This is a genomic window from Burkholderia singularis, assembly GCF_001718875.1.
Classification (GTDB): domain Bacteria; phylum Pseudomonadota; class Gammaproteobacteria; order Burkholderiales; family Burkholderiaceae; genus Burkholderia; species Burkholderia singularis.
This window is the reverse complement of sequence record NZ_CP013448.1, coordinates 914,161-927,936: the sequence shown is the minus strand read 5'-3', so window position 1 is coordinate 927,936 and position 13,776 is coordinate 914,161. Positions and strand designations below refer to the sequence as shown.

Annotated in this window: 11 protein-coding genes; 3 read left to right on the top strand and 8 right to left on the bottom strand. The window is 67.1% G+C overall.

What is annotated here, in order from left to right; translation table 11 throughout:
* Window positions 1-948, bottom strand: a complete 948-nt coding sequence (locus AQ611_RS04235; protein WP_059515932.1) for a LysR substrate-binding domain-containing protein — start codon at window positions 946-948, stop codon at window positions 1-3.
* A gap of 397 nt (window positions 949-1,345) precedes the next feature.
* On the opposite strand from AQ611_RS04235, the gene AQ611_RS04225 reads away from it, so the two are divergent.
* Together AQ611_RS04225 and purB are read left to right on the top strand one after the other, a co-directional pair.
* Complete coding sequence (locus AQ611_RS04225; RefSeq protein WP_069233791.1) at window positions 1,346-2,758, top strand: MFS transporter; 1,413 nt, start codon at window positions 1,346-1,348, stop codon at window positions 2,756-2,758.
* A gap of 386 nt (window positions 2,759-3,144) precedes the next feature.
* Complete coding sequence (purB, locus tag AQ611_RS04220; protein WP_059515927.1) at window positions 3,145-4,533, top strand: adenylosuccinate lyase; 1,389 nt, start codon at window positions 3,145-3,147, stop codon at window positions 4,531-4,533.
* Window positions 4,534-4,650: 117 nt separating this feature from the next.
* Here the strand turns inward: purB and AQ611_RS04215 are convergent, their stop codons facing one another.
* The 4 genes from AQ611_RS04215 to edd all read right to left on the bottom strand — a co-directional run bounded on the left by AQ611_RS04215 (window position 4,651) and on the right by edd (window position 9,387).
* The gene (locus tag AQ611_RS04215) at window positions 4,651-5,166 is read right to left on the bottom strand and encodes a gluconokinase (protein WP_059515925.1); all 516 of its coding nucleotides are present in this window, start codon (window positions 5,164-5,166) and stop codon (window positions 4,651-4,653) included.
* Between the two features lie 16 nt (window positions 5,167-5,182).
* A complete protein-coding gene (locus tag AQ611_RS04210; RefSeq protein WP_059515923.1) occupies window positions 5,183-6,547 on the bottom strand; it encodes a GntT/GntP/DsdX family permease in 1,365 nt (454 codons plus the stop codon).
* 228 nt (window positions 6,548-6,775) lie between these two features.
* Window positions 6,776-7,402, bottom strand: coding sequence for a bifunctional 4-hydroxy-2-oxoglutarate aldolase/2-dehydro-3-deoxy-phosphogluconate aldolase (eda, locus tag AQ611_RS04205; RefSeq protein WP_069233790.1), 627 nt, complete (start codon window positions 7,400-7,402; stop codon window positions 6,776-6,778).
* A 125-nt stretch (window positions 7,403-7,527) separates the two neighbouring features.
* Entirely contained in the window at window positions 7,528-9,387 is a 1,860-nt protein-coding gene (gene edd, locus AQ611_RS04200; protein WP_069233789.1) for a phosphogluconate dehydratase, read from the bottom strand.
* A 298-nt stretch (window positions 9,388-9,685) separates the two neighbouring features.
* Between edd and AQ611_RS04195 the strand changes: the two genes are divergently transcribed.
* The gene (locus AQ611_RS04195) at window positions 9,686-10,561 is read left to right on the top strand and encodes a MurR/RpiR family transcriptional regulator (RefSeq protein WP_059515917.1); all 876 of its coding nucleotides are present in this window, start codon (window positions 9,686-9,688) and stop codon (window positions 10,559-10,561) included.
* 158 nt (window positions 10,562-10,719) lie between these two features.
* On the opposite strand, the gene AQ611_RS04190 is transcribed toward AQ611_RS04195, so the two are convergent.
* From AQ611_RS04190 to holA, 3 genes are all read right to left on the bottom strand, one after another.
* Window positions 10,720-11,142, bottom strand: a complete 423-nt coding sequence (locus AQ611_RS04190) for a CopD family protein (protein WP_082709743.1) — start codon at window positions 11,140-11,142, stop codon at window positions 10,720-10,722.
* Window positions 11,143-11,176: 34 nt separating this feature from the next.
* A complete protein-coding gene (locus AQ611_RS04185) occupies window positions 11,177-12,448 on the bottom strand; it encodes a glutamate-5-semialdehyde dehydrogenase (protein WP_059516126.1) in 1,272 nt (423 codons plus the stop codon).
* 202 nt (window positions 12,449-12,650) lie between these two features.
* Window positions 12,651-13,739 carry a DNA polymerase III subunit delta gene (holA, locus tag AQ611_RS04180; RefSeq protein ID WP_069233788.1) on the bottom strand — a complete coding sequence of 363 codons (1,089 nt, stop codon included), beginning with the start codon at window positions 13,737-13,739 and terminating at the stop codon, window positions 12,651-12,653.
* Window positions 13,740-13,776: the final 37 nt, after the last annotated feature.

The following is a 13,776-nucleotide window of genomic DNA, read 5'->3' as shown; positions in this document are numbered from 1 at the left end:
TCAGCGCGCGTCCAGTTCGTCGCGCACCACGTCCCAGAGCGCGCTCACCAACTGGCGGCGTGACTCGTCGCCCTGCACGGCGAGCTTGTCTCGATAAAGACGGATCTCCATGGTCAGCGTGAACGGCTCCGCACCGCCTTTCGCCGCGCGGCCGAGCCGCACGAGCCGCCCGCCCGCGACCGCATCCTCGACCGCGCTGTGCGGCAGGAACGCGACGCCGTGCCCAGCGAGCGCCATCGCCTTCAGCGCCTCGGCCATGTCGGTCTCGTACACCTTGTCCAGATAAAGCGGCGTGTGGGCGTTCGCGATGATCACCTCGGTCATCCGGCCCAGGTACGCGTTCGGCGTATAGGACAAGTAAGGCACGGGCGCATCGGCCGCGCCGGGCAGCGCGTAGCGCGCGCGGCCGCCGCGCCCGGGCGCCGAGAATGGGCTGATCGGCTCCGCGCCGAGCGTGAGCATGTCGTAGCGCGCGGGATCGAGCGCGACGGGATGGCTCGGATGGTGGTAGCCCATCACCAGGTCGCAGCCGCCCTCGACGAGCGACAGCACCGCGTCGTGTACGTTGAGCGCGCGCAGCCGCGTATGCACCGGCCCCATCTTCGCTTCGATCCGCTGAAGCCAGCGCGGAAAGTACGTGAGCGACAGCGTGTGCGGCACGGCGAATTCGATCGTCGGCACCGGCGCGCCGATATGGCCGCGCAACAGCGTGCGCGCCTCGTGCGCCTGCGACAGCATCGCGAGCGCCTGCTCGTAGAACACCTGGCCTGCCTGCGTGACGCGGGTGGGGTAGACCGAACGATCGATCAATTCCGTGCCGAGCCACGCTTCGAGCGCCTGGATGCGCCGCGAAAACGCCGGTTGCGAAACGTGACGCAGTTCGGCCGAGCGGCTGAAGCTGCGCGTTTCCGCGAGCGACACGAAATCCTCGAGCCATTTGAGTTCCATACGAGCCCTTTTGCGCCTTTGCGCGATCTGCGCCAGCCGTGAAGCCCGCATTTTAAACAGCGGCGGGCGGCGGCAAGCCATGGCGGCACGCATTCGTCAGACTTCTTGCACCGCACCAACGACGCACCGCGCGCACAGACGCGGTGCCGGCAGGCGCGCCGCGCGCCTGCCGCCGGTGCGCGCCGCGTCTCGCCTCGTCGCGTCTCGTCGTGGGACGCGCCATGCGGCGCGCTCGTTGCGCGGGCTTTCGCGCCACGCGCCGCGGCTGACCTGCGGCTGCACTGCGGCTGGCATAGGCCTTGCAAAAGACTGCTGGCTCCGTTGCTCGCCGCGGAGCGGTTTCGATCCGGCTCCCACCCTGCCTTCAAACGGCAACCGCATACGCGAGGCTCTCTCGATGGATACACTGCGCAGCTCTGTCAAAAGCGGCAACTGGCGCTCGCTGCTCGCCTGCTTCCTTTATTTCGACACCGGCTTCACCGTCTGGGTGCTGTACGGCCCGCTCGCGCCGTTCATCGGCAAGGACATCGCGATGACGGCCGCGCAGCAAGGCTTTCTCGTCGCGGTGCCGGTGCTCGCGGCGGCAATCCTGCGCGTGACGCTCGGCAATCTCTATCAGTCCGCCGACGGCCGGCGCATCGCGCTGATGGGCGTGCTGCTGTCCGCTCTGCCCGCCGTCGTACTGCCGTTCGTGCCCGGCACGCCGTCGTACACGCTGCTGCTCGTGCTCGGCGTGTTTCTCGGCATAGGCGGCGCGAGCTTCGCGGTCGCGCTGCCGATGGCGGGCAGCAGCTATCCGCCAAAGGTGCAAGGCCTGGTGCTCGGGCTCGCCGCGGCGGGCAACATCGGCGCGGTGCTCGACGGCTTCATGTTCCCGCACATCGCCGCCGCGCTCGGCTGGAAGTTTTCGACGGCCGCCGCGCTGCCGCTGCTCGCGATCGCGGGCTTCGCGCTGTTCGCATGGGCCGACGACCGCGGCGAAAAATCGGGCAGCGCGCCGCGCGCGCTTGGTGCGTTCGCGCTCACGCTCGCCGCGCTGATCGCGCTCGTGCTCGCCGTGCACGCCGGCGCGTTCGGCTCCGGCAAGGCGGGCGTGCTGCTGCTGCCGGTGATGGGCGCGCTCATCGCGATCACGGTGCTGCCCGGCCGCTATCGCGCGGTGCTCGCCGAGCGCGATACGTGGGTGATCATGCTGATCTACAGCATTACGTTCGGCGGCTTCGTCGGCATGTCGTCATATGTGACGCTGTTGCTCACGACGCTCTATCAGATGCCGAAGATCGAAGCGGGCCTGTTCATGTCGATGCTCGCGTTCATCGGCGCGATCGTGCGGCCGCTCGGCGGCTATCTCGCGGATCGCGTCACCGGCGTGCGCGCGCTGATGGCGATCCTTGCCGCGATCGCCGCGGCCGACTTCGCGTTCGCGGCCATGATGCCGCCGCTCGCAGGCGGCATTGCGCTGCTCGTGTGCCTGTATATCGCGTTCGGCCTCGGCAACGGCTCGACATTCCAGCTCGTGCCGCACCGCTGGCCGGGCAAGACGGGGCTGCTGTCGGGGATCGTCGGCGCGGCGGGCGGCATCGGCGGCTTCTATCTGCCGGTCGTGATGGGCATCGCCAAGGAAAGCACCGGCAGCTATCAGCTCGGCTTCGCAACGTTCGGCGCGCTCGCGGCTTGCGCGCTCGGCGCGCTCGTGTTGCTGCGCGCGCAGTGGCTGCGCTGGGCCGCGCCGGGACATACGGCGCCGACAAGAGGCGTGGCGGGTGCAGCCGGCATGCCGATCGGCGGCGCGGCGCGCGCGGGCGACTGACAGCGGACAGACGATGTTCCGGCGCAGGCGGGCGATCGGCGGCAGGTCGCCAGCGGCGCGGCACGCACCATCGGCCCGCGCATTCCGTAGACAAAGATGTTGCGCATGGTGACGGCGGGCGGCGAGTGAACCGCCGCCCAGCGCGAGCCGGCGAACTCCCGATGTGCGGGCAGCGGCGTCGCGCACGCGGGCGCTCGACGACACGCCGCTCGCCGCGCGATGCGGCAATCGCCCCGCCCGCGCAGCGGTCTTGCCGCCGAGCGCGCGGCAGCCCCCGAGCCGGCGCGCCCTGCCCGCGCAACCGCCGGCCCGGTTCGCGCCGATGGTAAAATTCGCGGTTCACCCCTTCTCGTTTGAACCGCGGCCGCACGCGCCCAAGCCCCATCATGTCCGACACCCGTCCCGATACCCTTTTCGCCCTCACCGCGCTATCGCCGCTCGACGGCCGCTACGCCGCCAAGACCGAGGCGCTGCGCGACTGGCTCTCCGAAGCCGCGTTCATGCGCCATCGCGTCACCGTCGAGGTGCACTGGCTGATCGCACTGTCTCACGCCGGCTTTGCCGAAGTGCCGCGCTTCTCGGCCGCCGCCGAGCAGTTCCTGCTCGATCTCGTCGCGCGCTTCACCGCGCACGACGCCGCGCGCATCAAGGAAATCGAGCGCGTGACGAACCATGACGTGAAAGCCGTCGAGTACTGGCTCAAGGAATCGGTGAAAGGCCAGCCCGAACTCGAGAAAGCCAGCGAATTCATCCATTTCGCGTGTACGTCGGAGGACATCAACAACACGTCGCACGGCATGATGCTGGCCGGCGCGCGCGCGCATGTCATCCTGCCGTCGCTGCGCACCGTCCACGGCCGCCTCGTCGCGCTCGCGCACGCGCACGCCGACCAACCGATGCTGTCGCGCACGCACGGCCAGCCGGCCAGCCCGACGACGCTCGGCAAGGAAATCGCGAACGTCGCCGCGCGTCTCGCACGCGCGATCGAGCGGATCGAGAAAGTCGAAATCCTCGGCAAGATGAACGGCGCGGTCGGCAACTTCAACGCGCACCTGTCCGCGTATCCGGAATTCGATTGGGAAGCGTTCTCGCGCGACGTGATCGAAAACCGTCTGAAGCTCACGTTCAACCCGTACACGATCCAGATCGAGCCGCACGATTACATGGCGGAGCTGTTCGACGCCGTCGCGCGCGCGAACACGATCCTGCTCGATCTCGACCGCGACGTGTGGGGCTACATCTCGCTCGGCTACTTCAAACAGAAAACGAAGGCGGGCGAAATCGGCTCGTCGACGATGCCGCACAAGGTCAACCCGATCGATTTCGAAAACTCGGAAGGCAATCTCGGCCTAGCGAACGCGACGCTGCGCCATCTCGCCGACAAGCTGCCGGTGTCGCGCTGGCAGCGCGACCTCACCGATTCGACGGTGCTGCGCAATATCGGCGTCGCGCTCGGCTATTCGCTGCTCGCCTACGACGCGCTGATCCGCGGCCTCGACAAGCTCGAAGTGAATCCGCAGCGGCTGAACGAAGACCTCGACAACTGCTGGGAAGTGCTCGCCGAACCGGTGCAGACCGTGATGCGCCGCTACGGAATCGAAAATCCATACGAGCAACTGAAGGAATTGACGCGCGGCAAGGGCATCACGCGCGACGCGCTGCGGCAGTTCATCGGCACGCTCGCGATCGCGCAGGATGCGAAGGAACGGCTGCTCGCGATGACGCCCGCGTCGTACACCGGCAACGCGGCCGAGCTGGCGAAGCGCATCGCGTGAGCGCCGGCTGACGCGCCGGCGTGCCCGGCGCGCCCGCTCCACGACAAAGGCGCCCCGCGGGGCGCCTTTGTCATTTGCTACGGAACGGCGAGCCGCCGCCGCAACGGCCGCCCGCGCTCACTGCTGTTGCTGCTGTTGCTGCTCCAGCGCGATTTGCGCGATCACGCGCGCGACGATCTCGTCGGGCGGCAGCTCGATGCTGACCTCGATCGCCTCGTCCGGGCCCGGCTCCTCGAGCGTATCGAGCTGGCTCTGCAGCAGCGACGGATCGAAGAAGTGGCCGGTGCGCACCTTCAGCCGCTCGCGCAGCACGTCGAACGAGCCCTTCAGATAAACGAAGCGCACGTCGCGGTCGCCGCCGCGCAGGATATCGCGATACGCGCGTTTCAGCGACGAGCACGTGAACACCGCCGTCTGCCCGTCACGCTGCTTTTCCTCGATGGCCGCGCGAATCGCCGCGAGCCACGGCCAGCGGTCCTCGTCGGTGAGCGGAATGCCGTGGTGCATCTTGTCCTTGTTGGCCGCGCTGTGAAACGCGTCGCCATCGGTGAACGTGCACGACAGGCGCTGCGCCAGCAATTCGCCGATCCGCGTTTTGCCCGCGCCCGACACGCCCATTGCGATCAGAATCATTGACTACCCCTTGTTGTTACAGGACGGCGCCGATCAGCAGCGTGAACGTGAGCCCGAGGAGCGAAATCAGCGTCTCGAGCAACGTCCAGGTCTTGAACGTCTGCCCCACCGTCATCCCGAAATATTCCTTGATGAGCCAAAAACCGCCGTCGTTGACGTGCGAGAAAATAAGCGAGCCCGAACCGGTCGCGAGCACCAGCAGCTCGGGCTTCACGCCCGCGCCGGCCGCCGCCGCGATCGGCGCGACGATCCCGCAGGCGGTGGTCATCGCGACCGTCGCCGAGCCCGTCGCGAGACGGATCAGCGCGGCGACGAACCAGCCGAGCAGCAACGGCGACAAATGCGCATGCGAGGCGCTCGACACGATCTGCTGCGAGATGCCGCTATCGCGCAGGATACCGCCGAAGCCGCCGCCTGCGCCGACGATCAACGTGATGCCCGCGATCGGCGCGAGGCAGTCGCCGCAGAACTTCTGGATCTGATCGCGATTGAACCCCTGCTTCGCGCCGAACGTCCAGAAGCTGACGAGCACCGCGATCAGCAGCGCGACGTCGGACGTACCGGCAAAACGCAGCAAATTGTTCGGCAGCGTCTTCGGCGCGAACAGCAGGTCGGCCCAACTGCCGACGAGCATCAGCGCAACGGGCAGCAAAATCGTGAAGAGCGTGATGCCGAAGCTCGGCAATTCGCGCTGCGCGGCCGGCTTGTCGTGCGAATCGACGAACTGCGCGGCGAGCGGGTTGTTCTGCGGCAGCTTCACGTACTTGTGGATCACGAGCGCGAACAGCGGCCCGGCGATCAGCGCGGTCGGCACGCCGACGATGAGGCCATAGGCGATCGTCTTGCCGATGTCCGCGCCGTACTGCTGAACCGCAAGCAGCGCGGCCGGATGCGGCGGAATCAGCCCGTGCACGACCGACAGCCCCGCGACCATCGGCAGCCCGACGAGCAGCAGCGACTTGCCGGTGCGCTTGGCGACGTTGAACGCGATCGGAATCAACAGCACGAAGCCGACTTCGAAGAAGACCGGCAAGCCAACGATGATCGCGACGAACATCATCGCCCAATGAATGTTCTTCTCACCGAACCAGCGGATCAGCGTCGTCGCGATGCGCTCGGCGCCGCCCGATTCGGCCATCATCTTGCCGAGCATCGTGCCCAGGCCGACGACGATCGCGATATGGCCAAGCGTGTTGCCGTTGCCCGTCTCGAACGACTTGACGATCTTGTCCATCGGCATGCCGACCGCAAGGCCCAGGCCGAGCGACACGATGATCAGCACGAGGAACGGATAAATCTTGTATCGCGCAATCATCACGATCAGCGCCGCGATCGCGATCACGGTGTAAATCAGCAGCGTGCTGCCTTGGACAGCCCCCATATGGCACTCCTCCTTGGGATTTTTCGAGCCGGGCGCGCGGCAAGCCGCGTGACGCCCGGCGCTTTAAGTCTCCGATACAGAACGCGGATGCCCGCCTGTCAGGACGCTGAATTCTACTTTTGTTCAGTGCTTCGCGATAGAACCGGTTCCATCAGCGGAAACCCTCACCAAACAAGGACTAGGGAAAACCTCTCCATTTGCGGATTCTAGGGGAATCCGGTCCGATGCTTAGTGCGCGAGCCCGCTTGCCTCGCGCGCGAGACGCGTGATCTCGGCCCAGTCCTGCGCGGCGAGCGCCGCCTTCGGCGTCAGCCACGAGCCGCCGACGCACACGACGTTCGGCAGCTTCAGGAAATTCGGTGCGGTTTCGGCGGTGATGCCGCCCGTCGGGCAAAACTTCAACGTCGGGAATGGGCCGTGGAACGCCTGCAGCATCGGCACGCCGCCTGCCTGCTGCGCGGGAAAGAACTTGACGATTTCATAGCCCAGCTCGAGCGCGGCGATGATATCGGTGGGCGTCATCACGCCCGGCAAAAGCGGCAGGCCGGCATCGAGCGCCGCCTGGTGCATGTCCTTCGTCAGGCCGGGCGATACGCCGAACTGCGCACCAGCAGCTTTAGCCTGCGCGCACTGCTCGGGCTTCGTGATGGTACCGACGCCGACCACGATGTCGTCGGCGAGTTCGCTCGCGCGCTTGATCGCATCGAGCCCCGCCGCGGTGCGCAGCGTGATTTCCAGCACCTTCACGCCGCCCGCGTGCAACGCGCGCGACACCTGCTCGCCCTGTTCGGCCGAATCGAACGCAAGCACCGGGATCACCGGGCCCAGCTTCACGATCTCGCCTATCGTCTTCATCGGTGTAACTCCTTTTTTGTGACTTTCGTAGCTTTCGCAGCGTTGTGCGGCTTTTTTCGCCGCGGCGGCCGCTGCAACGCCCGCGCGGTTAGTTGGGTGCGGCGGTATGCCGCAAATCCCGGCAATCAGGTGACGCTCACGCGCGCGGCCTCGCCCGCCATCGCGCCGAACACCGACGCGCCCTGCTCCGCCGGCGCCGCCGCCGCGCGAAACACGCCGAACAGCTCGCGGCCAAAGCCGACCTCGTTATCCGCCTGATGCGCGGGCTGCGCGAGCGGGCGCGCGGCCCAGGCTGCGTCGTCGATCTCGACGTCGAGCACGCCGGCCTGTGCGTCGATCACGATCGTATCGCCCGTCTGCACCTTGCCGAGCGGACCGCTCAACAGCGCCTCGGGCGACACGTGGATCACCGCGGGCACCTTGCCCGAGGCGCCCGACATCCGGCCGTCCGTCACCAGCGCGACGTGAAAGCCCTGATCCTGCAACACGCCCAGCAGCGGCGTGAGGCGGTGCAGTTCGGGCATGCCGTTCGCGCGCGCGCCCTGGAAGCGCACCACCGCAACGAAGTCGCGCTTGAGTTCGCCCGCGTCGAACGCGGCCTGCACCGCTTCCTGCGAATCGAACACGATCGCGGACGCCTTCACCTTCCGGTGCTCGGGCGCCACCGCCGAAATCTTGATCACGCCGCGCCCGAGCCTGCCCTGCATCAGACGCAAGCCGCCGTCCGGCTGGAACGGCGCGCCGATCGGCCGCAATACCTTGTCGTCGCCGCTCGCGTCGGCGCCCGGCACCCACGCGAGCTTGCCGTCGACCAGCCGCGGCTCGCGCGTGTAGTGCGACGACAGCCCGTCGCCCGCCACCGTCTTCACATCGTCATGCAGCAAGCCGCCATCGAGCAGATTGCGCACCAGGAACGCGATGCCGCCCGCTGCATGGAAATGGTTCACGTCCGCCTTGCCGTTCGGATAAATCTTCGCAAGAAGCGGCACCGCGCTCGACAGCGCGTCGAAGTCGTCCCAGTCGATCACGATGCCCGCCGCGCGCGCGATCGCGACGAGATGCAGCGTATGGTTCGTCGAGCCGCCCGTCGCGAGCAGCGCGACGATTCCGTTGACGACCGCCTTCTCGTCGACCACCCGGCCGATCGGCGTGTAATGGCCGCGCTCGGCCGTCAGTTCGAGCACACGCCGGGCGGCCTCGGCCGTCAGCGCGTCGCGCAGGGGCGTGTGCGGATGGACGAATGCCGCGCCCGGCAGATGCAGCCCCATCACCTCCATCAGCATCTGGTTGCTGTTCGCGGTGCCGTAGAACGTGCAGGTGCCGTGGCCGTGATACGCGGCCGATTCCGCCTCGAGCAGCGCGTCGCGCCCCACCTGGCCGGTGGCGAACTGTTGGCGGATCTTCGCCTTGTCGTCGTTCGACAAGCCGCTCGTCATCGGTCCGGCCGGCACGAAAATCGTCGGCAGATGGCCGAATTGCAGCGCGCCGATCAGCAGGCCCGGCACAATCTTGTCGCAAACGCCGAGGCACAGCGCCGCATCGAACATGTTGTGCGTGAGCGCGACCGCCGTGCTCATCGCGATCACCTCGCGCGAGAACAGCGACAGCTCCATGCCCGGATTGCCCTGCGTGACGCCGTCGCACATCGCCGGTACGCCGCCCGCGAACTGCGCGACGCCGCCCGCCTCGCGCGCGGCGCGCTTGATGATGCCGGGAAAATCAAGGTATGGCGCGTGCGCGGACAGCATCTCGTTATACGACGACACGATGCCGACGTTCGGCTGCTTGATCGCCTTGATCGAGAACTTGTCGCTGCCTTCGAGGCCGGCGAAGCCGTGCGCGAGATTCGCGCACGACAGCGCGCCGCGCGCCGGAAAGCGGCCTTGCGCGGCGTCGATGCGGGCGAGATAGGCTGAGCGCGTCGGCCGGCTGCGCGCGATCACGCGCTCGGTCACGGACGCAAGAGTGGGGTGCAGCGAGGCCATGCTGGGCGCTCCTCACATGAGCCGGCTGGGGCCGGCAAGCTGGAATCGTGGGTTCGTCCGCTTCAGCGAACAAACGGCGCGAGTTTAGTAGAAAAACTACAAGCCTGCAATCTCGCGGCGCAGCATGAGCATCGAAATTTCATCGCTACAGCCTGAAAATTAGGGATATTAACTCAGCGTTAACCCTAATCAGTCCACCAGCGTTATTGCATTGAGCGCTAGAAAATTCTTGTAGATTTTCTACAATATCGCCGCAATACTACCGTCCATTCGATCCACCTCCACGCCCTTTCACGTCATGCTCCCCAGAATCGAGGCGATTCGCGCCCAACTCCGCCCGTCCGAGCGCAAGCTCGCCGACTACGTGCTCGCCGCGCCGCGCGAAGTGCTCGACTTGTCGATGACCGCGCTCGCCGCACGCGCGGGCGTGAGTCAGCCGACGATCGCGCGCTTCTGCCAGGCGCTCGGCTGCAGCGGCTTTCGCGAATTCAAGATCCGGCTCGCGCAAAGCATCGCGCCGGGCGTGGCGTCCGTCTACCGCGACGTCGAGCCCGACGAACCCGCGCCCGGCATCATCGGCAAAGTGTTCGACCGGACCATCGGCGCGCTGATCGAGGTCCGCAACAGCCTGTCGGCAACCAGCGTCGCCGACGCGATCGAACTGCTGTCGCGTGCGTCGCGCATCGAGTTCTACGGCGCGGGCGGCTCCGGCATCGCCGCGCAGGACATTCAGCACAAGTTCTTCCGGCTCGGCGTGCCCAGCGTCGCGTACTCGGACCCGCATACGTTCTCGATGTCCGCCGCGCTGCTCGGCGCGAAAGACGTCGTCGTCGCGATCTCGAACACCGGGCGCACGCGCGACATCGTCGACGCCGCGCGCGCCGCGCGCGCATGCGGCGCGAACGTCGTGTCGATCACGCATAGCCATTCGCCGCTCGCGCAACTGTCGACGGTCAGTCTGGCGTCGAACGTCGCCGAGGAAACCGACGTGTTTTCGCCGATGACCTCGCGCATGTCGCATCTCGCGATCGGCGACATTCTCGCGGTCGGCGTCGCGCTCAATCGCGGGCCCGATCTCGTCGACCGGCTCGGCCGCGCGAAGGAGGCGATCACGCGGCGGCGCATCGGGATGGAGCCGAAGGCGCCGAAGGATACGGCCCACGAGCCGCTATAGCCGCGCGAGAGCAGCCGATTGCCGAATACGAAAAACGAAAAAGCCCCGGCCTTGAACTGCCCTCCCAAGCTGGATCGATGTCCGACTTGTGGAGGGCGGTTCAAGGCCGGGGCTTGCCGGCGCGCTCACCGCGGCGCAACCGCCTGCGCGCCGCCGATTCAGAACGGCTTGATCACGACGAGCGCGACAGCCGCCAGCATCGCCAGCACCGGCAATTCGTTGAAGAAGCGATACCACTTGTCCGAGCGCCGGTTCTCGCCGCGCTCGAAGACTTTCAACAAATGCCCGCAATACGCGTGATAGACGATCAGCAGCAGCACGACGCCGACTTTCGCGTGAATCCAGCCCTGCCCCTGGCCGATGCCGATCACGAGCCACAGCCACAGGCCGCACGCGAGCGCCGGCACCGCGATGAAGGTCATGAAGCGAAACAGCTTGCGCGCCATCACGAGCAGGCGGCGCACGGCGGCGGGATCGGTCTCGAGCGCCAGGTTCACGTAGATCCGGGGCAAATAGAAGAGCCCCGCGAACCACGCGGCGATCAGCACGATATGAAAGGTCTTGACCCAAAGCATTGCCATCGATCTTTTGCGTTCCTGTTTGCGCCTGCTTGCGTTACTGACGCCCTTCGCCGTGCCCGAGCACGATGTATTTCATCGACGTCAGCCCCTCGAGCCCGACCGGGCCGCGCGCGTGCAGCTTGTCGTTGGAGATGCCGATCTCGGCGCCCAGGCCGAATTCGAAGCCGTCGGCAAAGCGCGTCGATGCGTTGACGATCACGCTCGCCGAATCCACCTCCCGCAAGAAACGCATCGCGCGATCGTGATCCTCGGTGACGATCGCGTCGGTGTGCGCGGAACCGTATGTATTGATGTGCTCGATCGCGGCGTCGAGACCGTCGACGATCTTGATCGCGAGCACGGGCGCGAGATATTCGGTGCGCCAATCCTCCTCGGTCGCATCGACGAGCGGCGCGACGCCCGCATCGGCGAGCACGGCGCGCGCGGCCGCATCGACGCGCAGCTCGACGCCCTTGTCGCGATACAGCCGCCCGAGCTGCGGCAGCACGGCCGGCGCAATGCCGCGCGCGACGAGCAGCGTCTCCATCGTGTTGCAGGTGCCGTAGCGATGCGTTTTCGCGTTATCGCAAACGGTCAGCGCCTTGCGCGGATCGGCGCGATCGTCGACGTACACGTGGCAAATGCCGTCGAGATGTTTGATCATCGGCACGCGCGCCTCGTTGATCAGCCGTTCGATCAAACTCTTGCCGCCGCGCGGCACGATCACGTCCACGTATTCGGTCATCGTGATCAGCTTGCCGACTGCCGCGCGGTCGGCCGTCTCGACGACCTGCACCGCGTCGCGCGGCAGCCCCGCCGCATCGAGCCCCTCGCCGATCAGCCGCGCGAGCGCCGTGTTCGATTCGAGCGCCTCCGAGCCGCCGCGCAGGATCGTCGCGTTGCCGGACTTCAGGCACAGCGCGGCCGCGTCGATCGTCACGTTCGGCCGCGACTCGTAGATGATCCCGATCACGCCGAGCGGCACGCGCATCTGGCCGACCTGAATCCCGCTCGGACGATACTTGAGATTGCTGATCTCGCCGATCGGGTCGGGCAGCGCCGCAACTTGGCGCAGCCCTTCGATCATCGTGTTCAGCGCCTTGTCGGATAGCGTCAGGCGATCGACGAACGCGGCGTCGAGCCCCTTGTCCTTCGCGCGCGCGACGTCACGCGCATTGGCCGCCTTCAGCGCATCGGCGTCGCGCGCGATCGCCCGCGCAACGGCTTCGAGCGCGGCGTTCTTCGCGGCGGTGGACGCGCGCGCGATCGCGCGCGATGCTTGCCGCGCGCGGCGGCCAACGTCCGTCATGTACTGATCGATATCCATCATGAGACTCGCCATGCAAGCCGCCCCGTACCGAGCGGCAAAAACGTTGTCGGAAAAACCATGCGGCGCCAATCGCCGGATGCCGCGGCTCGCGCGCGAACCGCGGCTCGCAAAATGCCCATCCATGTGCCGCGCCGCTGCGGTCGCGCTCGCCGCTATCGCCCGAGACCGCTCGATTGTAAGCGCCTGCGCGCAAGCCCGCTCAGCCGGCCCGGCGCGGCGTATCGCCGCCGGGTCCGCCCGCGCGCGCCACCGTCATCGCAAGCTGGAACAGGCCGTCCCAAGGGTCGGGCGGCGGCTCGCCATGCGCGCGGCCGCGCGGCACCGCGGCAAGCCCCTTGACCTGCCGGTCAAGCCGCGCGGCAAACGCGAGCGCCTGCTCGAGCGCCGTCTCGGACACGCGCGCCAGCGCCGGCCCGACGAGCCGCTCGCGCGGCCCCCAGACACGATTCTCGCGCACGAGCGCCGCGAGCGGCTTGCCTGCCGCGACGCCGCGCTTGATCCTGAGCAGCGTGCGCAACTCGTCGACGAGCGCCCATAACACGAGCACCAGCGCCTCACCCTCTCCCTTGAGGCCGTCGATCATCCGCGCGAGCCGCGCGGCGTCGCCTGCGAGCATCGCCTCGTTGAGCTTGAATACGTCATAGCGCGCGACGTTCAGCACCGCGTCATGGATCTGCTCGAACGTAAGCACGCCCGCCGGATAGAGCAAGCCAAGCTTCTGGATTTCCTGATGCGCGGCCAGCAGGTTGCCTTCGACACGCTCGGCAACGAATGCGAGCGCGCGACGCCCATCGTCGCCCGCCGCGACCCGCTGGCCTTGCAGCGCCAGCCGCTCGCCGATCCATTTCGGCAATTGCGCGCGATCGACCGGATCGATCTTGATCGCAACGCCCGCATTCGCGAGTGTGGTGAACCACGCGGATTTCTGCGTCGCCGCATCGAGCCGCGGCAGCGTGACGAGCATCAGCGTATCGGGATTGTGCGTGCCGGCAAGCGTTTTCAGCGCATCGGCGCCGTCCTTGCCCGGCTTGCCGGACGGAATCCGCAGCTCGACGAGCTGCCGGTCGCCGAACAGCGACATCGCCTGGCTCGCGCCGATCAGCACGCTCCAGTCGAAGCCACGCTCGACGGTATGCACCGAACGCTCGACGAAGCCCGCCGCGCGTGCGGCCGCGCGAATCCGGTCGCACGCCTCCTGCACGAGCAGCGGCTCGTCGCCATACGCGACGTACAAGCCGGCGAGCCCTTTCGCCAGATGCGGCTCTAATGCGTCAAGTCGCAATTGCATCGGTTACGCGCCTATCGACGAAACGAAATGGCGAACG